The sequence below is a fragment of the Pseudomonas sp. FP1742 genome (assembly GCF_030687145.1).
GTDB lineage: Bacteria > Pseudomonadota > Gammaproteobacteria > Pseudomonadales > Pseudomonadaceae > Aquipseudomonas > Aquipseudomonas frederiksbergensis_D.
This window is the reverse complement of sequence record NZ_CP117460.1, coordinates 2,189,831-2,206,785: the sequence shown is the minus strand read 5'-3', so window position 1 is coordinate 2,206,785 and position 16,955 is coordinate 2,189,831. Positions and strand designations below refer to the sequence as shown.

17 protein-coding genes and 2 pseudogenes are annotated in these 16,955 nt (G+C 61.7%); 7 read left to right on the top strand and 12 right to left on the bottom strand.

The features are described from left to right. Positions 1 to 24: 24 nt before the first annotated feature. Positions 25 to 1,059 (top strand): purine nucleoside permease, encoded by a 1,035-nt coding sequence (locus PSH64_RS09780; protein ID WP_305480555.1) that lies wholly within the window; start codon positions 25 to 27, stop codon positions 1,057 to 1,059. A 116-nt stretch (positions 1,060 to 1,175) separates the two neighbouring features. Here PSH64_RS09780 and PSH64_RS09775 read toward each other — a convergent pair whose 3' ends face one another. The 3 genes from PSH64_RS09775 to PSH64_RS09765 all read right to left on the bottom strand — a co-directional run bounded on the left by PSH64_RS09775 (position 1,176) and on the right by PSH64_RS09765 (position 3,218). After that, positions 1,176 to 2,132 carry a zinc-binding alcohol dehydrogenase family protein gene (locus PSH64_RS09775; RefSeq protein WP_305480554.1) on the bottom strand — a complete coding sequence of 319 codons (957 nt, stop codon included), beginning with the start codon at positions 2,130 to 2,132 and terminating at the stop codon, positions 1,176 to 1,178. A 29-nt stretch (positions 2,133 to 2,161) separates the two neighbouring features. Next, entirely contained in the window at positions 2,162 to 2,335 is a 174-nt protein-coding gene (locus PSH64_RS09770; RefSeq protein WP_007933035.1) for a DUF1427 family protein, read from the bottom strand. 94 nt (positions 2,336 to 2,429) lie between these two features. Further along, positions 2,430 to 3,218 (bottom strand): helix-turn-helix transcriptional regulator, encoded by a 789-nt coding sequence (locus tag PSH64_RS09765; protein WP_305480553.1) that lies wholly within the window; start codon positions 3,216 to 3,218, stop codon positions 2,430 to 2,432. A 145-nt stretch (positions 3,219 to 3,363) separates the two neighbouring features. Between PSH64_RS09765 and PSH64_RS09760 the strand changes: the two genes are divergently transcribed. Continuing rightward, complete coding sequence (locus PSH64_RS09760; protein ID WP_105344194.1) at positions 3,364 to 3,591, top strand: DUF6555 family protein; 228 nt, start codon at positions 3,364 to 3,366, stop codon at positions 3,589 to 3,591. Positions 3,592 to 3,662: 71 nt separating this feature from the next. Here PSH64_RS09760 and PSH64_RS09755 read toward each other — a convergent pair whose 3' ends face one another. From PSH64_RS09755 to PSH64_RS09725, 8 genes and pseudogenes are all read right to left on the bottom strand, one after another. Further along, positions 3,663 to 3,821 carry a metallothionein gene (locus PSH64_RS09755; RefSeq protein ID WP_018925378.1) on the bottom strand — a complete coding sequence of 53 codons (159 nt, stop codon included), beginning with the start codon at positions 3,819 to 3,821 and terminating at the stop codon, positions 3,663 to 3,665. Between the two features lie 259 nt (positions 3,822 to 4,080). Continuing rightward, a pseudogene (locus tag PSH64_RS30390) lies at positions 4,081 to 4,668 on the bottom strand (methyl-accepting chemotaxis protein); the annotation flags it as partial. Positions 4,669 to 4,986: 318 nt separating this feature from the next. After that, positions 4,987 to 5,757: pseudogene (locus tag PSH64_RS30385) on the bottom strand (cache domain-containing protein); the annotation flags it as partial. 199 nt (positions 5,758 to 5,956) lie between these two features. Further along, positions 5,957 to 7,273 carry a Na+/H+ antiporter family protein gene (locus PSH64_RS09745; RefSeq protein WP_181150683.1) on the bottom strand — a complete coding sequence of 439 codons (1,317 nt, stop codon included), beginning with the start codon at positions 7,271 to 7,273 and terminating at the stop codon, positions 5,957 to 5,959. A 281-nt stretch (positions 7,274 to 7,554) separates the two neighbouring features. Then, positions 7,555 to 8,868: a sensor histidine kinase gene (locus PSH64_RS09740; RefSeq protein ID WP_305480552.1), complete on the bottom strand. Its 1,314-nt coding sequence runs from the start codon at positions 8,866 to 8,868 to the stop codon at positions 7,555 to 7,557. Continuing rightward, positions 8,865 to 9,533, bottom strand: coding sequence for a response regulator transcription factor (locus PSH64_RS09735; RefSeq protein ID WP_105344205.1), 669 nt, complete (start codon positions 9,531 to 9,533; stop codon positions 8,865 to 8,867). Before PSH64_RS09735 ends, PSH64_RS09740 begins: the two co-directional genes overlap by 4 nt. 3 nt (positions 9,534 to 9,536) lie before the next feature. Continuing rightward, on the bottom strand, positions 9,537 to 9,842 hold the full coding sequence (locus PSH64_RS09730; RefSeq protein WP_305480551.1) for a PepSY domain-containing protein: 306 nt from the start codon (positions 9,840 to 9,842) through the stop codon (positions 9,537 to 9,539). Beyond that, entirely contained in the window at positions 9,842 to 10,150 is a 309-nt protein-coding gene (locus PSH64_RS09725) for a PepSY domain-containing protein (protein ID WP_305480550.1), read from the bottom strand. The genes PSH64_RS09730 and PSH64_RS09725 overlap by 1 nt, the downstream gene beginning before the upstream one ends. A 256-nt stretch (positions 10,151 to 10,406) precedes the next feature. On the opposite strand from PSH64_RS09725, the gene PSH64_RS09720 reads away from it, so the two are divergent. From PSH64_RS09720 to codA, 5 genes are all read left to right on the top strand, one after another. Continuing rightward, the gene (locus PSH64_RS09720) at positions 10,407 to 11,486 is read left to right on the top strand and encodes a patatin-like phospholipase family protein (protein ID WP_105344212.1); all 1,080 of its coding nucleotides are present in this window, start codon (positions 10,407 to 10,409) and stop codon (positions 11,484 to 11,486) included. Between the two features lie 85 nt (positions 11,487 to 11,571). Further along, the gene (gene queD, locus PSH64_RS09715) at positions 11,572 to 11,928 is read left to right on the top strand and encodes a 6-carboxytetrahydropterin synthase QueD (protein WP_007933061.1); all 357 of its coding nucleotides are present in this window, start codon (positions 11,572 to 11,574) and stop codon (positions 11,926 to 11,928) included. Positions 11,929 to 12,145: 217 nt separating this feature from the next. After that, a complete protein-coding gene (locus tag PSH64_RS09710) occupies positions 12,146 to 12,976 on the top strand; it encodes an alpha/beta fold hydrolase (RefSeq protein ID WP_305480549.1) in 831 nt (276 codons plus the stop codon). Between the two features lie 309 nt (positions 12,977 to 13,285). Next, positions 13,286 to 14,557 (top strand): cytosine permease, encoded by a 1,272-nt coding sequence (gene codB / locus PSH64_RS09705; RefSeq protein ID WP_305480548.1) that lies wholly within the window; start codon positions 13,286 to 13,288, stop codon positions 14,555 to 14,557. A gap of 13 nt (positions 14,558 to 14,570) precedes the next feature. Next, positions 14,571 to 15,815, top strand: coding sequence for a cytosine deaminase (gene codA, locus PSH64_RS09700; RefSeq protein ID WP_305480547.1), 1,245 nt, complete (start codon positions 14,571 to 14,573; stop codon positions 15,813 to 15,815). Between the two features lie 101 nt (positions 15,816 to 15,916). Here the strand turns inward: codA and PSH64_RS09695 are convergent, their stop codons facing one another. Then, positions 15,917 to 16,909 carry a diaminopimelate epimerase gene (locus tag PSH64_RS09695; protein ID WP_305480546.1) on the bottom strand — a complete coding sequence of 331 codons (993 nt, stop codon included), beginning with the start codon at positions 16,907 to 16,909 and terminating at the stop codon, positions 15,917 to 15,919. Positions 16,910 to 16,955: the final 46 nt, after the last annotated feature.

Genomic DNA, 16,955 nt, shown 5'->3' with positions numbered 1-16,955 from the left:
GGCTCATTTGAATCAGGAGGTTTTATGAAGGCAATGACGCGTCTTTCCCTGTCTGTCGGTTTTGCACTAGGTACCCTGCTCCCTTGCGCTGCATGGGCAACTGAAGCACCAATCCAGCCGAAAGTGATGCTGATCACCATGTTCGCCCCCGAGGCGCAAAACTGGATCGATCGCCTGGAACTCAAGCAAGAGGTGCGCGTACCGGGGCTGGCCGCCGAGTACCCGAACATTCGCTGCAACACCCAACAGGTGTGCCTGATGGTCACCGGCATGGGCCAGACCAACGCGGCGGCCTCAACCCTGGCCCTGGCGCTGTCGCCGAAATTCGACTTGCGCAAAAGTTATTTCCTGATCGCCGGGATTGCCGGCATCAGCCCGAAACACGGGACCATCGGCACCACCGCGTGGGCGCACTATCTGGTGGAATTCGGCACCCAGTGGGAACTCGATTCCCGGGACGCGCCGAAAGACTGGCCGACCGGCTACCTGGGCATCAACACCAAAGGCCCGAACGAAAAACCGCCGCTGGATTACAAGACCGAAGTGTTCGAGCTCAATCCGAAGCTGCAGGCCAAGGCGTTCGCCCTGAGCCACAAAGTCGAGCTGAGCGAGAGCAAGGAATCGGCGGCGTGGCGCTTGAAGTATCCGTCGGCCCCGGCCAATCAGCCGCCGGTGGTGACTCAGTGCGACACGCTGGCGGGCAATACCTGGTTTTCCGGGACGCGCTTGAGTGAGCGCGCGGAAGTCTGGACCCAGCTGCTGACCAACAATGAAGGGGTCTATTGCACGACTCAGCAGGAAGACAACTCCACCTACGAAGCGCTGCTACGGGCCAGCCGCGAGGGCCTGGTGGATGTCCGGCGACTGGCGGTGGTGCGCGCCGGTTCCGACTTCGACCGGCCGGCGCCGGGCCAGAGCGAGGTGGATAACCTGCTCAAATACGCCGATCAGGGCGGCTTTGTGCCGGCACTGGAGAACCTGTACCGCACAGGGAATCCGTTGGTGCAGGAAATTTTAAACAATTGGTCAGTTTGGGAAAAAGGCGTGCCTGAGGTCTGATCCGACACTACACATCCCATGTGGGAGCGGGCTTGCCCGCGAAGGCGGCAGCACATCCAGCATTAATGCGACTGACAGAGCGCTTTCGCGAGCAAGCCCGCTCCCACATGGGTATTTCAAGGCAACAAAATCACCTTGTCGCCGCTGCCCTGATTCACCTCGGCATACCGCTCCAGCCCTTCGGCCAATGGCGATTCAACCAACCCGTCCGGCAATGGCAACAGGCCCTGATCGAAAAACGCGCCGAATTGCTCAAGCATCGCGGCACACGCCTGAACCCCGTACAGCAACGAATTGATCCCCACCACCGAACCGCCCTTGCGATACAGCGCCAGGGCCGGCAATTGTACATGCCCATCGGCCGGCGCGGCGATGATTGCGATGCGGCCGAACGCGGCCAGCGCCGGGACCGAGGCCGGCAGCCAGAAACCGGTGGTGTCGAAAATCACGTCGGCACCGCCGGCATATACGGCACTGACCTGTGCGCCCAGGTCCTCAGGCTTATCCAGTTGCAGCGTCTGATAACCCTGCGCCTGCAAATCCTTGACCTGCTCCGGCCGCCGCGCCGCCGCCAGCACTTGGGCACCCCGGACTTTTGCCAGCGCCAGTGCCGCACTGCCCACCGCCCCGCCGCCGATCACCAACAGCCGCGTTCCGGTCGTCACAAGGCTGCGTTCCAGCGCATCCCACGCCGTGGTGTACGGCACGCCAAGGCTGGCGGCCTGGGCAAAACTCAAGTGCGTCGGCTTCAAGGCCACGCCATTGGCCGGCAGTTTGACGAATTGCGCGTGGGAGCCGTCGGCAAAGAAGCCCAGCTCCCGGCCGGTGCCCCAGACTTCCTGGCCGATCAGCGCCTGCGGACCCTCGACGACGATGCCGGCGAAATCACGGCCAGGGATCCGTGGCAACGTGGTGTAGGGAAACCGTCCCAGTACGTTTTTCACATCGCTGGGATTGAGGCCCGCCGCCTTGATCTGGACCAGTACTTCATCGGTGCCGGGGATGGGGGTAGGAACCTCAACGTAGCGCAGGGCCGAGAGGTCGCCGGTTTTGTCGAATTGCAGTGCTTTCATGGAAGTTTCCACCGAATGGATAAAGGGTTTCAGGAGATCCAGCCCGCCACCAGTTGTCGACCCAAGGGCCACAACTGTTCACCGGCGAGCATGCCCAGCAGGCCCACCAGCGCAATGGCCGGCGGTGCGGGGGAACGAAAATCCAGCGCGCCGTAGAGCAGACCGACGCCCAGGCCGATACCCAACGAGATGAGGTAATTCATGGCAGACTCCGTGGCATAAGGGGTATGCACAGAGTCTAGAGAGAGGTCGCCACGGACATCGGCCAAGTGCTTCTGAATGTCGGCCAAAACGCTTTTACGCGCCTGAGCCTCCACGCGGGCTCGCGCAAAACTGCGAGGGCGCGACGCCCAGTTCCCGGCGGAACATGTCGCTGAAGCTGCTCGGCGAATAACCCAGCTCCCGGGCAATGGTGCTGACCGCCACCCCCTGAATCAATTCGGCCGCCGCAGTCGCCAGTTGCACCTGCCGCCGCCACTCGGCGAAACCCATGCCCAATCCATCCTTGAACAGCCGCGCCAGGGTGCGCACGCTGGCACCGGCGTTTTCGGCGTGTTGCTCGAAAGAAATGTCCAGCGACGGCGCCGCCATGACCGCCTGGCACAGGTTCATCAGGCGCCGGTCGGAGTCATCCGGCAACGGGATTTTCAGCAATGAACGCCGGGCGCGCTTGAGTTCCAGCAAGGCCAGGCCGACCAACGCGTCGTAGTAATCCGGGGCCCCGTTGTCGCCCTGCTCCACCAGCCCGACGATCAGTTCGCGCAGCAAGCCGCCGACTTCAATCACTTGCACACTGTCGTCCAGCGTCGCCGCCAATGACGGGCGCAGGTAGATGTTGCGCATCTGCAAGTCAGAGACCACGCGAATCCCGTGCGGCACACCCGGCGGCAGCCAGACCGCCCGTTGCGGCGGCACCACCAGCGCTTCATGGGGCGTCTCGACCCACATCACGCCGCTCATCGCGTACAGCAACTGGCCCCAGACGTGCTCATGAGGCTCGATATACAACCCACGCGGGTAAGTACGTGCCAGCGGTTGCACGGGCACATCGGTATCGCTCAAATCAGGCGGCGCGGCCTTGGCCATAGGCTAGGATCATTGGGGGGCGGGAAGGTCCCATGGTAGCGAGGCATGCGGCGTGTTGCCAGTCACTGTAACCGCCTGACAATCCGACTGAATTTTTCGCGCGCCTCGCGATCCTTCTATTACAACAGGGAGGAATACAGGCTTTATGAACAACGCAAAACTTTTCGTCATTGAATACACCCTTCACGGCCAGCCCAAGTCTTTCATTATTCGCCTGGACAAAATGGACAATGCAGAGGCCTGGCACTGGGCAAGTTGCGACGCCGGAGTCGGCCGGATCCCGCGCTTTGGCCGTGAGAGGGTGCAAAAGACCAGTAAACCGCTGGCGGAGAAATTCGGCGTCGAGAACGTTACCTGGCGACCGGCGAAATGAGCTTTGAAAGGGAGGGTGATTATTCAAACTGAAAGTGGAGCCGCTGAGGCTCCACTTTTTTGGGTGAGCGGTCAGGGCTTAGCGCACTTGCAGCCTTTGGTGGAGCATTCTTCGCCGTGTTGGTGATGGTGGGCGCAGGCTTCACAGCAATAGTGCTTGCCGTGACGCACGATGGGGTGATCGCCCAGTTTGCAGGAGCATTTCGGGCAGTCGCAGGTACCGTCGTTCATGAGTCTGACTCCATGGTTAGGGTCGTCCGGGTGCCGCGGGTGCGCGGCACCTGAAGCAAATGACCGCCCGTTGCAGAAACCGGTTCAAACAGATGCCTGGACGGAGTTTGCTTACTATTGAGGGTAGTCGCGATGTTGCCACTCATGGGCGAACACTGCCCTGTGGCGAGGGGCAAGCCCTAATGCCGGTCAATCAAGCCACACTCCCACAGGATTTTCGTCGCTCAAATCTCTTGATTTGCCGCCATCGGGGCAACAATCAAATACGGAATTGCCCGACCAGTTGCCCCAGGCGCTGACCGAGATCGGCCAGGCTGCGCGAGGTTTGGGCGCCGAGTTGGGTTTCGTCGGCAACGCTGTCCACGGCCACGGCGATCTGGTGTACGCTGCGGTTGATCTCCTCGGCCACGGCGGTTTGCTCTTCGGCGGCGCTGGCGATCTGCGCGTTCATCGAGTTGATCGTGCCGATCAGCTGGGCCATGGCGTCCAGCGACGCCCCGGCCTCGTTGGCCTGGGCCGAGGTGCCGTCGCCGGCTTCGCTGGAGCGGCGCATGGACTCGACCGCCGATTGGGTGCCGGCCTGCAAGCGGTCGATCATGCCCTGGATTTCCTGGGTACTGATTTGCGTGCGGCTGGCCAGCGCCCGCACTTCGTCGGCGACCACCGCAAAACCACGCCCGGCCTCACCGGCGCGGGCCGCTTCAATGGCGGCGTTGAGCGCCAGCAGGTTGGTCTGTTCGGCAATCGAACGGATCACCCCGAGCACGCTGACAATCGACGACACGTCTTTCTGCAGGCTGTCGAGGGACACGCCGCTGCTGCGAATATCGTTCACCAACGCATGAATCTTCACGATACTGCCGGCCACCACGCGCTTGGCCGCCTGGCCTTCTTCGTCGGTCTGCTGGGCAGCGACCGCCGCGTTTTGCGCGCTTTTGGCCACTTCCTGGGCCGCCGCCGACATTTGGTTGATCGCCGTGGCCACCTGATCGGTTTCGTGACGCTGGCGCTCCATGGCCTGATCCGAGCGCTGGGCCTGTTCGGACACCTGATTCACCAGCCCGGTCAACTGCGAGGTCATTTCAGTGATCTGACGTACCAGGCCGTGGATCTTGTCGACAAAACGGTTGAACGAGCCGGCCAGTTCGCCGAGTTCATCCTGGCTGGTGATGGTCAGGCGCCGGGTCAGGTCGCCCTCGCCCGCCGCGATGTCGTCGAGGTTGGCTTTCATCAGGTTCAGCGGACGCAGAATCGTGTTGGCCAACAACATCCCGGCAGCGGCAATCACCAGCAGCACCACCACGGCAATCCCGACAATGCTCAGCACCACGCCTTGCATGCGTTCCTGGACCTTGGCCTCGACCACCGCCACTTGAGCTTCGATGCCGTCCAGGTTGACCGAGGTGCCGACCGCCATGTCCCACTTGGCCAGGTATTCGGTGTAGCCGAGCTTGGGCACCAGCACTTGAGTGTTACCGGGCAGCGGCGAGCTGTATTGCAGGTAGTGGGTACCGTCCTTGGCGACTTTCACCAGGTCGCGGTTGACGTAGACGCCGTTCGGGTCGCGGTTGTCCTTGAAGCTCTGGCCCACGCCTTCGGGGCTGTTGGCCTTGAACAGGCGCACGGTGTTGGAGTCGTAGCCGAAGAAGTAGCCGTCCTTGCCGTAGGTGATACTCGACAGCAACTTGATCACCTGCGCCCGCGCCGCGTCATCGCCGGGAGCGGCGGCGTCGTAGAGCGGTTTGATCGTGGTCATGGCCACGGCAACGTAACTTTGCAGGGTCGCCTTGGCATCGCTGAGCAGGCGCTGACGGGTTTCCTCGACTTCCTTGCGGGCCTGTTCCTGCAGAATGAACAGCGTGGTCAGGCTGATGACCAGCGCAAAGAGCAACACCGGGAGGACGGCAAGGGACAGGACTTTGGCCTTCAGGCTCATGCGCATGACGTTCACTCTTTTGATTTTATTGGCGTGGTTAAAGGCTTTAACGGCCGGCCAATTCAAAAGTTGAGTGAAGGGCACAGCAATCAAGTGTGGGAGCGGGCTTGCTCGCGAAGGCGGCGGCGCATCCAGCATTGATGTGTCTGACCGATCGCTTTCGCGAGCAAGCCCGCTCCCACATTTGATCCGGGGTGTTTTACAGGACCATCGCGGCCACCCAACCGAACGCCAGCAACGGCAGGTTGTAGTGCAGGAAGGTCGGGACCACGGTGTCCCAGATGTGGTGATGCTGGCCGTCGATGTTCAGACCGGAGGTCGGGCCCAGGGTCGAGTCCGAGGCGGGTGAACCGGCATCGCCCAGCGCGCCGGCGGTGCCGACGATGCAAACGATGGCGATCGGGCTGAAGCCCAGTTGCACGCACAATGGCACAAAAATCGCCGCCAGAATCGGTACCGTGGAAAACGACGAGCCGATGCCCATGGTCACCAACAGCCCTACCAGCAACATCAACAGCGCACCGATGCCTTTGCTGTGGTCGATCCACGAGGCCGAGGACTCCACCAGCGTCTGCACATGACCGGTGGCTTTCATCACTTCGGCAAACCCGGACGCCGCGATCATGATGAAGCCGATCATCGCCATCATCTTCATGCCTTCGGTGAACAGGTCGTCGGTTTCACGCCACTTGACGATGCCCGACGCCGAAAAGATCAGGAAACCCGCCAGCGCTCCGATAATCATCGAGTCCAGCAGCAGCTGAATAATGAACGCGGCGGCAATTGCCAGGCCGGCGACCATCAGGCTCAACGGGTTGTACTGCACCGCGACCTGCTCGACTTGCTCGATCTTTTCCAGGTCGTAGACACGTTTCTTGCGGTAGCTGATGAACGCTGCCCCGAGGCCGAACACCATGCCCAGCGCCGGAATGCCCATGGCATGGGTGACGTTGATACCGCTGATGTCCACCCCGCTGCGGGCGACGTTGGCCAGCAGGATTTCATTAAGGAAGATGTTGCCGAAGCCCACGGGCAGGAACATGTATGGCGTGATCAAACCGAAGGTGATAACACAGGCGATCAACCGACGATCCAGTTGCAGTTTGGTCAGCACATATAAAAGAGGCGGCACCAGCAACGGGATAAAAGCGATATGAATCGGCAAAATGTTCTGCGAAGCGATGGCCACCACCCACAGCAAACCGATCAGCAGCCATTTGACATTGCCGCCGCCGTTGGCGTGCTGGCGATCGACCATGGCCAGGGCTTTGTCGGCCAGGGCATGGGCCAGGCCGGATTTGGCGATGGCCACGGCAAACGCGCCGAGCAAGGCGTAGGACAACGCCACCGTCGCCCCACCGCCGAGACCGCTGTTGAAGGCTTTGAGCGTCGCTTCGATGCCCAGGCCACCGGTCAAGCCACCGACCAGCGCGCCCACGATCAGCGCGATCACCACATGCACGCGGGACAGGCTGAGTATCAGCATGATGCCGACCGCGGCAATTACTGCATTAATCATCGTTACCTCAAGGCAAACGGAAAGAGTCCGGCCGGCAGTCTGCGTGAGCCGCCAGCGGAATAAAGGAAGGGTTTTATTAGAGGGCGCGCACTGTGCCGCAGCATCGGCCCCTTGTCAAAGCGAACGGCCATTGCCGATGTATAACGGATTGCGATAACTCTGTGGGAGCGGGCTTGCTCGCGAAGGCGTTGTATCAGGCGACATCGATTGTTGACTGTACCGCCGTTTTCGCGAGCAAGCCCGCTTCCACAGGTTCTCCAGGGTCCTTCAAAGTGGTGTCAGCGCTTGGGCAGTTCGATGGTCACCTTCAACCCGCCCCACTCGCTTTCCTCCAGCCGCAACACCCCGCCCCATGTATCGACAATATCGCGCACGATGCCCAGCCCCAGCCCATGCCCATCGGTCTGTTCATCGAGCCGGGTGCCGCGGCTGAACACCTGAGCGCGCTGGTCGTCGGGAATCCCCGGACCATCATCTTCCACGCTCAACTCAAATCTTTGCGTCGTTTCGACCACGCTCAACCGGACCTCGGCATCCGCCCATTTGCAGGCGTTGTCCAGCAGGTTGCCCAGCAACTCCAGCAGATCTTCGCGATCCCACGGCAATTGCAAAGCGGCCGGTGCGCGGTAACTCAGGTCGAGGTGTTCGCCGTGAATCATGTTCAGGGTGGCCAGCAATCCCGGCAGCTCGGCATCGCAATCGAACAATGCCCCCGGTAGCGCATCGCCTGACAATCGGGCACGGTTGAGTTCGCGATTGAGTCGTTGCTGGACCTGCTCAAGTTGCGCCTGCATGACTTTGCGCAGTTCCGGGTAAGCATCGAGCTTTTCGTTTGAAGCCAGGCTCAACAACACCGCTAACGGGGTTTTCAATGCATGACCTAGGTTGCCCAGGGCATTGCGCGAGCGCTTGAGGCTGTCTTCGGTGTGGGCCAGCAAATGGTTGATCTGCGCCACCAGCGGTTCCAGCTCAACCGGCACGGCGTCATCAAGTTGCGAGCGCTGGCCCTGCTGCAACTGGGCGATTTGTTCGCGGGCCTTTTCCAGCGGGCGCAAGGCGCGGCGCACGGTGAGCCGTTGCAACAGCAAAATCAGCAACAACCCCGCCAACCCCAGCCCCAGGCCGACCTGTTGCATACGCCGGAAGCTCTCGCGCACGGGCGTGTAGTCCTGGGCAACGCTGATGGAAATCGCCTGGCCCAACCGGCGGTAATCCGAACGCAGCACCAGCAGCTGCTGCCCCTCAGGCCCCAATTGCAGGTTGCTGTGCAGGCCTGGATGCTCAAGCCGCGGCAGGTCCTGATCCCATAACGAGCGAGAGCGCCAATGGCTGTCGGCAAAGTCGATGCGAAAGTAATGCCCGGAAAACGGCCGCTGATAGGCCGGCGCCAAGTGCCGCTCATCCAGTTGCAACCCCTGCGGACCGCGCACCAGTGCCACCAGCAGGTTTTCACTGTCGTTGCGCAGCCCGGCTTCGAAGTAGCGCTGCAATCCCATTTCGAACAACCACAGACTGGTTTGCGCCAGCACCAGGCCAACGATCACCATCACGCTGATCAGGCCCAGGCTCAAGCGGCGCTGGATCGACCTCACTGCGCTTGCCCGCCGAACAGGTAACCCTGACCGCGACGGGTTTCGATCACGCTCCGGCCGAGCTTGCGGCGCAGATGGTTGACGTGGACTTCCAGCACGTTGGAGTCACGCTCGGTTTCACCGTCGTAGAGGTGTTCGGCGAGGTGGCTTTTGGAAAGGATCTGTTCGGGGTGCAGCATGAAATAGCGCAACAAGCGGAATTCGGCGGCGGTGAGCTGGATGTCGACATCGTCGCGGGTTACGCATTGGCGCCCTTCATCCAGATGCAAACCTGCAGCTTTGAGCGTTGGCTGATTGGCCTGGCCATGGGAGCGGCGCAACAATGCCTGAATGCGCAGGTGCAGTTCTTCCGGGTGGAAGGGTTTGCTCAGGTAATCGTCGGCGCCGGCCTTGAGGCCTTCGATCCGCTCGGCCCAGGAACCGCGCGCGGTGAGGATCAGCACCGGCGTGACCAGGCCACCGGCCCGCCACTGCGCCAGCACCTCGAGCCCCGGCAACCCCGGCAAGCCGAGGTCGAGGACGATCAGGTCATACGGCTCACTGCTGCCCTGGTACACCGCATCGCGGCCATCGGCCAGCCAGTCCACGGCGTAACCTTGGCGGTTGAGGCCGGCCATCAACTCGTCGGCCAGCGGCACGTGGTCTTCCACCAGAAGCAAACGCATCGGTCAATCTTCCTTGTCTTTCAGTAAGTGCCCGGTGATGGCGTCGACGTCCAGTTCGCGCACTACGCCTTCGGTGGTCAGCAACTCGACCTCATAAACATAAACGTCGCGTTTTTCTTCAAGCTCGGCTTCCAGCAGCTTGGCCCCCGGATAGCGGTCCAGCGCTTGCTGCAAGAGCTGCTCCAGCGGCAGGATCACGCCTTGTTGGCGCAGGCGCAGGGCTTCGTCCTGATCCAGATCGCGGGCCATGACCACCGAGCAAAAAACCAGAAGCGCCAGCCCCATGCCTGAAAATGAAAGCACCTTCATTACGTATCCTGATGATCCTTGAGAACCTGCCCGCTGACAGCATCCAATTCCAGGTCCCACTCAAGGCCCTGCGGGTCGCGCAACTCCACCTGGTAGATGTACTTGCCGTACTCTTCTTCGAGCTCGGTTCCGGTGACGGTCGAGCCGGGGTGTTTGACCAGCGCGGCGGCGTTGAGCTGCTCGAAAGACACAATGGTACCAGCGTCGCGCAGTCTCAGGGCTTCGTCGGGACCCAGGTCGCGGGCATGGCCGAGGCTGGCGGTCATGCCGATGATGGATGCGGTGAACAGGGCAGTCAGGATTTTCATGGGCATCTCCGTATTTTTTATGTGTTGCCTACGGGAGGTGACCTTAGCGATTCGAACTTAATTGAAACTGAATTGCCATCATTGATGACCTCAATGCGCCATCACCGACAAGCGCAAAACCTGTGGGAGCGGCGGTGCGGCGATCCGACTTCTCGCGAAGGCTGCTTAACATTCAACAAAAATGTCGACTGTCATACCGCTTTCGCGAGCAAGCCCGCTCCCACATAATCCCCGTTCGCCAGACATCGAGCCCGGTATGACTGCTATCCACATCAAGTTCCCTTCCCTGACGCTCAAGGCCGGCCCGCGCGCCCTGGCGCGCATCCGTGCCAACGGCTTGAGCGCCGCCGATGTGGGCACGTTGCCGGGTGCCGCCGGTGGCCCGAAAGCGTTGGGGATTCAGGGGCTGGATCTGGCACTGTTCGGCGAATGGCTGCCGGCGGCGCCCCGGGAGCGTTCGCTGATCGGCGCCTCGGTGGGTTCCTGGCGGTTCGCCAGCGCCTGCCTGCCGGATGCCGCCGAAGGCATCCGCCGCCTCGGTCATCTGTACACCGAGCAGAACTTCGCCAAGGGCGTGACCATGGCGCAGATCAGCCAGAGTTCCCGGCGCATGCTCGATGACTTGCTCGACGGCCGCGATGCCTCGATTCTGGCTAACGCCGACTACCGACTGAACATCATGGTGGTCAAAAGCCACGGCCTGTTGGCGGACGATCATCGTGGCCGACTGGGGCTGGGCCTGTCGTCGGTGATCGCCGACAACCTGCGCGGTCGGGCGCGGCTGTCGCGGCATTTCGAGCGGCTGATCATCCACGACCCGCGCCTGGCGCCACCGGTCAACGCGCTGAACGACTTCCCGTCGCGCTTCATCTCACTGAATGCCGGCAACCTGCGCCAGGCCCTGCTTGCCTCGGGTTCGATCCCGATGGTCATGCAAGGCGTGCGCGACCTGCCGGGCGCAGGCGCGGGGACGTTCCGCGATGGCGGTCTGCTGGACTATCACCTCGACCTGCCCTACAGCGGCAACGACATCGTGTTGTATCCGCATTTCACCGACCGGGTGATCCCCGGCTGGTTCGACAAGACGCTGCCATGGCGCCGCGCCTGCCCCGAGCGCCTGCAGGATGTTCTGCTGCTGGCGCCGTCGAAGGAGTACCTGGCACGCCTGCCCTACGGCAAACTGCCGGACCGCAACGACTTCAAGCGCTTCATGGGCGATGCCCCGAGCCGGCAGAAGTACTGGCGCGCGACGATGGATGAAAGCCGTCGTCTGGGCGATGAGTTCCTCGAACTGACCGCCAACGGTCGCCTCGGCGAGCGCTTGCTGACCCTTTAGTCAGTGTTTTGCCCGGAGCTCTGGTAAACTCGCCACCTGCCCACATCGCCGCGGCGATCGCCACCTGAAAGAGCTGAACATCACTGTGGAAATATTCAAAGAGTTTACCTTCGAATCCGCCCATCGCCTGCCCCACGTACCGGACGGCCACAAGTGCGGCCGCCTGCACGGTCATTCGTTCAAAGTGGCGATTCACCTGAGCGGCGACCTCGATCCGCACACCGGCTGGATCCGCGATTTCTCTGAAATCAAAGAGATCTTCAAGCCGCTCTACGAGCGCCTCGATCACAATTACCTGAACGACATTCCCGGCCTGGAAAACCCGACCAGCGAAGTGCTGGCCAAGTGGATCTGGAATGAGTTGAAGCCGTTGTTACCGGAACTCAGCGCGATCCGCATCCACGAGACCTGCACCAGCGGTTGCATCTATCGCGGTGAGTAAACCGATCTAAAGACACCGAAAATCCCCTGTGGGAGCGGGCTTGCTCGCGAAGGCGGCGGCACAGTCAATATCGATATCGCCTGACACGACGCCTTCGCGAGCAAGCCCGCTCCCACAAAGGGCAACTGCGTTTCGTCAGTGATATGAAAAACAGCCTTCAATGGCTGTTTTTTTATGCCTATGCTTTTGGCCTTGCACACGCCAAGAGGACGCACCCATGACTGACTGGCCGCTGGCTCAAACCTATCGTTTCAACGGGCACTCCGTCCGCTACGCCGTACGGGGTGACGGCCCTCCTCTGGTGTTTGTGCACGGCACGCCCTTCTCCTCTTATGTGTGGCGCCGGATTGCCCCGCACTTCATCACCACGCACCGGGTGTACTACTTCGATTTGCTGGGTTACGGGCAATCCGCACAGCCGGACGGCGATGTGTCGCTGGGCGTGCAAAACCAACTGTTGGCGCAATTGCTGGAGCACTGGGGGCTGGAGCGGCCAGACGTGGTGGCCCACGATTTCGGCGGTGCCACGGCGTTGCGTGCACACCTGCTCAATGGCAAGGATTACCGCAGCCTGACGCTGATCGACCCGGTGGCGCTGTCGCCCTGGGGCTCGCCGTTCGTGCAGCATGTGCGTCAGCATGAGGCGGCGTTCAGCGGATTACCCGATTACATTCAGCGAGCAATCGTGCCGACCTACATTCGTGGCGCGATCAAGCGCGAGATTCCCGATCATGAACTGGCGCCCTATGTGCAGCCCTGGCTGGGCGATCCGGGGCAAGCAGCGTTCTATCGACAGATCGCGCAGATGGATGAGCGTTATACCCGCGAGGTCGAAACGCTGTACCCGACGATTCGCTGCCCGGTGCAGATTCTCTGGGGGGAAGACGATCAGTGGATTCCCATTGAACGCGGGCGGGCGTTGCATCAGATGATTGCGGGGTCGCAGTTTCATCCCGTTGCGAATGCCGGGCATCTGGTACAGGAGGATGCACCGGAGGCGATCATGACGGCGATATTGCGGTTTCTGCCGTTGGCACAGAACGCCTGATCGACGGAGACCCTGTGGCGAGGGGGCTTGTCGGAACGCCGCATCGCCCCGTTGGGTCGCGAAGCGGCCCCAAAATCTCTGATATACCAAAGATCTCGTGAGCGCTACGCACTCAAACGGGGGCAAGCCCCCTCGCCACAGGACTTTGTGACTACCTGATTGCTGCGTCCCAATTTGAACCATAGCCGCACTGCTTTCGTGCCCCTCTTCAGGCCAAATCCGCCTGCTCGGCTATAAATAACAGCACCCTCGCGCCATTGGCACGAGCACTGCAACACCCTCGCGTCCCCATCCAGCAAGGAACGCCACATGACGCAGAACGATCCGGGCAACGATTACCCTTTAAGCGAAGTCCCGATGCATGCCCGCAAGGGGCTCGCCTCCACGGCCATGGTGCTGCTGGGTTTTACCTTCTTCACGGCGACCATGTTTGCCGGCGGCAAACTGGGGGTGGCGTTCAGTTTCAGCGAGATGCTGGCGGTGATCATCGCCGGCAATCTGCTGTTGGGAATCTACGCAGCCGGGCTTGGCTACATCGCCTTCAAAAGCGGCCTCAATTCGGTGTTGATGGGCCGTTTCTGCTTCGGCGAAGTGGGCAGCAAGCTCAGCGACCTGATCCTCGGCTTCACCCAGATCGGCTGGTACGCCTGGGGCACCGCGACCGCCGCCGTGGTCCTCGGCAAATATTTCGAACTGGGCGAAGGCACCGTTCTGGGGCTGATGGTGCTGTTCGGCCTAGGCTTCTGCGCCACGGCGTATATCGGCTATCGCGGGCTGGAGATTCTGTCGTACATCGCCGTACCCGCCATGATGTTGCTGCTGATGCTGTCGATGTGGGTCGCGACGGTGAAGGTCGGCGGGCTCGAGGGTTTGCTCGCGGTGGCGCCGACGGCAACACTGGACTGGTCGACCGCGATTACCCTGGTGTTCGGCACCTTCGTCAGTGGCGCGACCCAGGCGACCAACTGGACACGCTTCTCCCGTTCGGCGCGGGTGGCGGTACTGGCGAGCCTGATCGGATTTTTCATCGGCAATGGTCTGATGGTGCTGATCGGTGCCTATGGCGCCATCGTCTATCAGCAACCGGACGTGGTCGAAGTGCTGTTGCTGCAAGGTTTCGCCATGGCCGCGATGGCGATGTTGCTGCTCAACATCTGGAGCACTCAGGACAACACCATCTACAACTTCGCGGTCGCCGGTTGCAACCTGCTGCGCACCGGCCGCCGTAAAACCGTGACCCTGGCCGGCGCGGTGATCGGCACGCTGCTGGCGCTGCTGGGCATGTACGACATGCTGGTGCCCTACCTGATTCTGTTGGGTACGGTGATTCCGCCGATTGGCGGGGTGATCATGGCGGACTTCTTCTTTCGCCATCGTGGTCAATATCCACGCCTGGCCGATGCACGGCTGCCGGCGTTCAACTGGTGCGGCTTGAGCGCCTATGCGGTCGGCACGGTCGCGGCATTCAGTTCGCCGTGGGTCGCGCCGCTGGTAGGGATTGCCGCCGCCGCGCTAACGTATGTGCTATTGACCGGCGTACTCGGCGCTCGAACCGCCAACGCACCACTACAAGATCTCTAAAAGGACTCGCCTGATGCACATCATCAACGCCCGCCTGCGCAACCAAGAAGGCCTGCATGAGTTGCACCTGGAAAACGGCCTGATTCACAGCATTGCCCGACAAACCGAAGCCCCGTCCCTGGGACCTGACGATCTGGATGCCGGCGGCAATCTGGTGATACCGCCCTTCGTTGAGCCGCACATTCACCTCGATGCCACACTCACCGCCGGCGAACCACGCTGGAACATGAGCGGCACGCTGTTCGAAGGCATCGAGTGCTGGGGCGAGCGCAAGGCCACCATTACCCAGGAAGACACCAAGACCCGCGCCCAAAAAACCATCCAGACCCTCGCCGCCCACGGCATCCAGCATGTGCGCACCCACGTCGACGTTACAGACCCGGAACTGACGGCGCTCAAGGCGATGCTCGAAGTGCGCGAGGAAAGCCGCCACCTGATCGACCTGCAAATCGTCGCGTTCCCCCAGGAAGGTATCGAGTCGTACCGCAATGGCCGGGAGTTGATGGAAGAAGCGATCCGCCTGGGCGCCGATGTGGTCGGGGGCATTCCGCATTTCGAATACACCCGGGACCAGGGCGTGAGCTCGGTGAAGTTCCTGATGGACCTGGCCGAACGCACCGGTTGTCTGGTGGACGTGCATTGCGACGAAACCGACGACCCGCACTCACGCTTCCTTGAAGTGCTGGCCGAAGAAGCCCGCAGCCGCGACATGGGTTCGCGCGTCACCGCCAGCCACACCACGGCGATGGGCTCCTACGACAACGCCTACTGCGCGAAACTGTTTCGCCTGCTCGGGCACTCGGGGATCAGTTTTGTTTCTTGCCCCACCGAAAGCATTCACCTGCAAGGCCGCTTCGACAACTTCCCGAAACGCCGTGGCGTGACCCGGGTGAACGAGTTGCTCGAAGCGGGGATGAACGTGTGTTTCGGCCAGGATTCTATCGTCGACCCGTGGTATCCGTTGGGCAATGGCAACATCCTGCGGGTGCTCGAGGCCGGGTTGCACATCTGTCACATGCTCGGTTATCGCAATTTGCAGAGCGCACTGGACCTGGTCACGGACAACAGTGCCAAGGCCATGGCGTTGGGAGATCGGTATGGGCTGGAACCGGGGCGGCCGGCGAATTTGCTGATTCTGTCGGCGGACAGCGATTACGAGGTGATCCGTAGTCAGGGGCTACCGCTGTATTCGATTCGCGAGGGCAAGGTGTTGATGAAGCGGCAGATGCCGGTGGTGGAATGGGCGGATCGGCTCTAGAAAGTCGCTGACCAGACGGGCCTCTTCACGGGCAAGCCCGCTCCCACGGGTTCAGCGTGCTCCCTGTGGGAGCGGGCTTGCCCGCGATGGCGATCTTGAATTCACCCCATCGACCGCGCCGTACCAAACAACCTGACCCGACTCAATTCGCCCTCCACTTCTTCCAGCAGAATCGGCGCCGTGCCGCCGGGCATGACCACTTGCACTTCCCCTGCCGCCACCCACCCTACGCGCCACGCCGCACACGCCACCGCACTGGCGCTGGTGCCCGACGACGCGGTCGGCCCTTCGCCGCGCTCGAACACCCGCGCAACGATTCGCCCTTCGGATTCAAGCATCGCCCATTGCAGGTTCACCCCGGCCACGCATGGCTGCCCTGCCCCGGGCGGCGTGGCGTAAGCGATGCGGGTCAACCCTCCAGACAACTCCGGCTCACGCATTTGCGCGTTGCTCGGCAACGCATCGGTGCCTGTCACTAACGTCACACAATGGGGATTACCGATGCGCACGAACTGACTGCGGTGCCAGGCGGGGTCGAGCGCAGACAATGCTCGCACATGGCTGACATCACGCCCGTTCAACACCCCGGCTTCGACCCCTTGCGCACCCACCGCTTCAGGCCCGAACGAAGGCTGCCCCAAGTCCAGCCAGAACCCTTGCACGCCATCTATTTCGGCGGGTTTCACCGAAGTCTCCACCGGCGAAACCGCATCGCTCTTGTCGTGATGCACCCTGAGCAGGCAGGCCTCCTCCCTCGGCATCAGCCCTTGCTCACTCAGGGCCTGGGAAAAAATCGTCAGGCCATTGCCACTGCGCTCGGCCAGGCTGCCGTCGGTGTTGACGATCAGCAGGTCAAACGGCGGCGACGATTGAAACGGCCCCACCAGCAAGCCATCGCAACGATGCGCCTTGCTGCCGGGCGGTTGTGTCCCAGGCGCCCAGCCGCAGAATGCCTCGATGGCTGACACGGCCCAGGTCTCACGGGTTTGCGCGGCCTGGCTGGCGTGGTCAGGCAGGTCGATACCACTACCGCACAGGACGGCTGGCGCCACGACTGCGTAGATATTGCCTCGAGCATCGTAAAACGGCGTCATGGTTCGTTCCTGAAGTCAGCCAGAAAAAGACACCGTACTTTAGACG

Bases quoted from the DNA above. Each gene is read 5' to 3' on its own strand.
- codA (WP_305480547.1), top strand. From the start codon at position 14,571: ATGCACATCATCAACGCCCGCCTGCGCAACCAAGAAGGCCTGCATGAG.
- PSH64_RS09730 (WP_305480551.1), bottom strand. From the start codon at position 9,842: ATGAAGGTGCTTTCATTTTCAGGCATGGGGCTGGCGCTTCTGGTTTTT.
- PSH64_RS09775 (WP_305480554.1), bottom strand. From the start codon at position 2,132: ATGAAAGCACTGCAATTCGACAAAACCGGCGACCTCTCGGCCCTGCGC.
- PSH64_RS09780 (WP_305480555.1), top strand. From the start codon at position 25: ATGAAGGCAATGACGCGTCTTTCCCTGTCTGTCGGTTTTGCACTAGGT.
- PSH64_RS09755 (WP_018925378.1), bottom strand. From the start codon at position 3,821: ATGAACGACGGTACCTGCGACTGCCCGAAATGCTCCTGCAAACTGGGC.
- PSH64_RS09770 (WP_007933035.1), bottom strand. From the start codon at position 2,335: ATGAATTACCTCATCTCGTTGGGTATCGGCCTGGGCGTCGGTCTGCTC.
- PSH64_RS09735 (WP_105344205.1), bottom strand. From the start codon at position 9,533: ATGCGTTTGCTTCTGGTGGAAGACCACGTGCCGCTGGCCGACGAGTTG.
- PSH64_RS09765 (WP_305480553.1), bottom strand. From the start codon at position 3,218: ATGGCCAAGGCCGCGCCGCCTGATTTGAGCGATACCGATGTGCCCGTG.
- PSH64_RS09695 (WP_305480546.1), bottom strand. From the start codon at position 16,909: ATGACGCCGTTTTACGATGCTCGAGGCAATATCTACGCAGTCGTGGCG.
- PSH64_RS09725 (WP_305480550.1), bottom strand. From the start codon at position 10,150: ATGAAAATCCTGACTGCCCTGTTCACCGCATCCATCATCGGCATGACC.
- PSH64_RS09760 (WP_105344194.1), top strand. From the start codon at position 3,364: ATGAACAACGCAAAACTTTTCGTCATTGAATACACCCTTCACGGCCAG.
- PSH64_RS09710 (WP_305480549.1), top strand. From the start codon at position 12,146: ATGACTGACTGGCCGCTGGCTCAAACCTATCGTTTCAACGGGCACTCC.
- codB (WP_305480548.1), top strand. From the start codon at position 13,286: ATGACGCAGAACGATCCGGGCAACGATTACCCTTTAAGCGAAGTCCCG.
- PSH64_RS09720 (WP_105344212.1), top strand. From the start codon at position 10,407: ATGACTGCTATCCACATCAAGTTCCCTTCCCTGACGCTCAAGGCCGGC.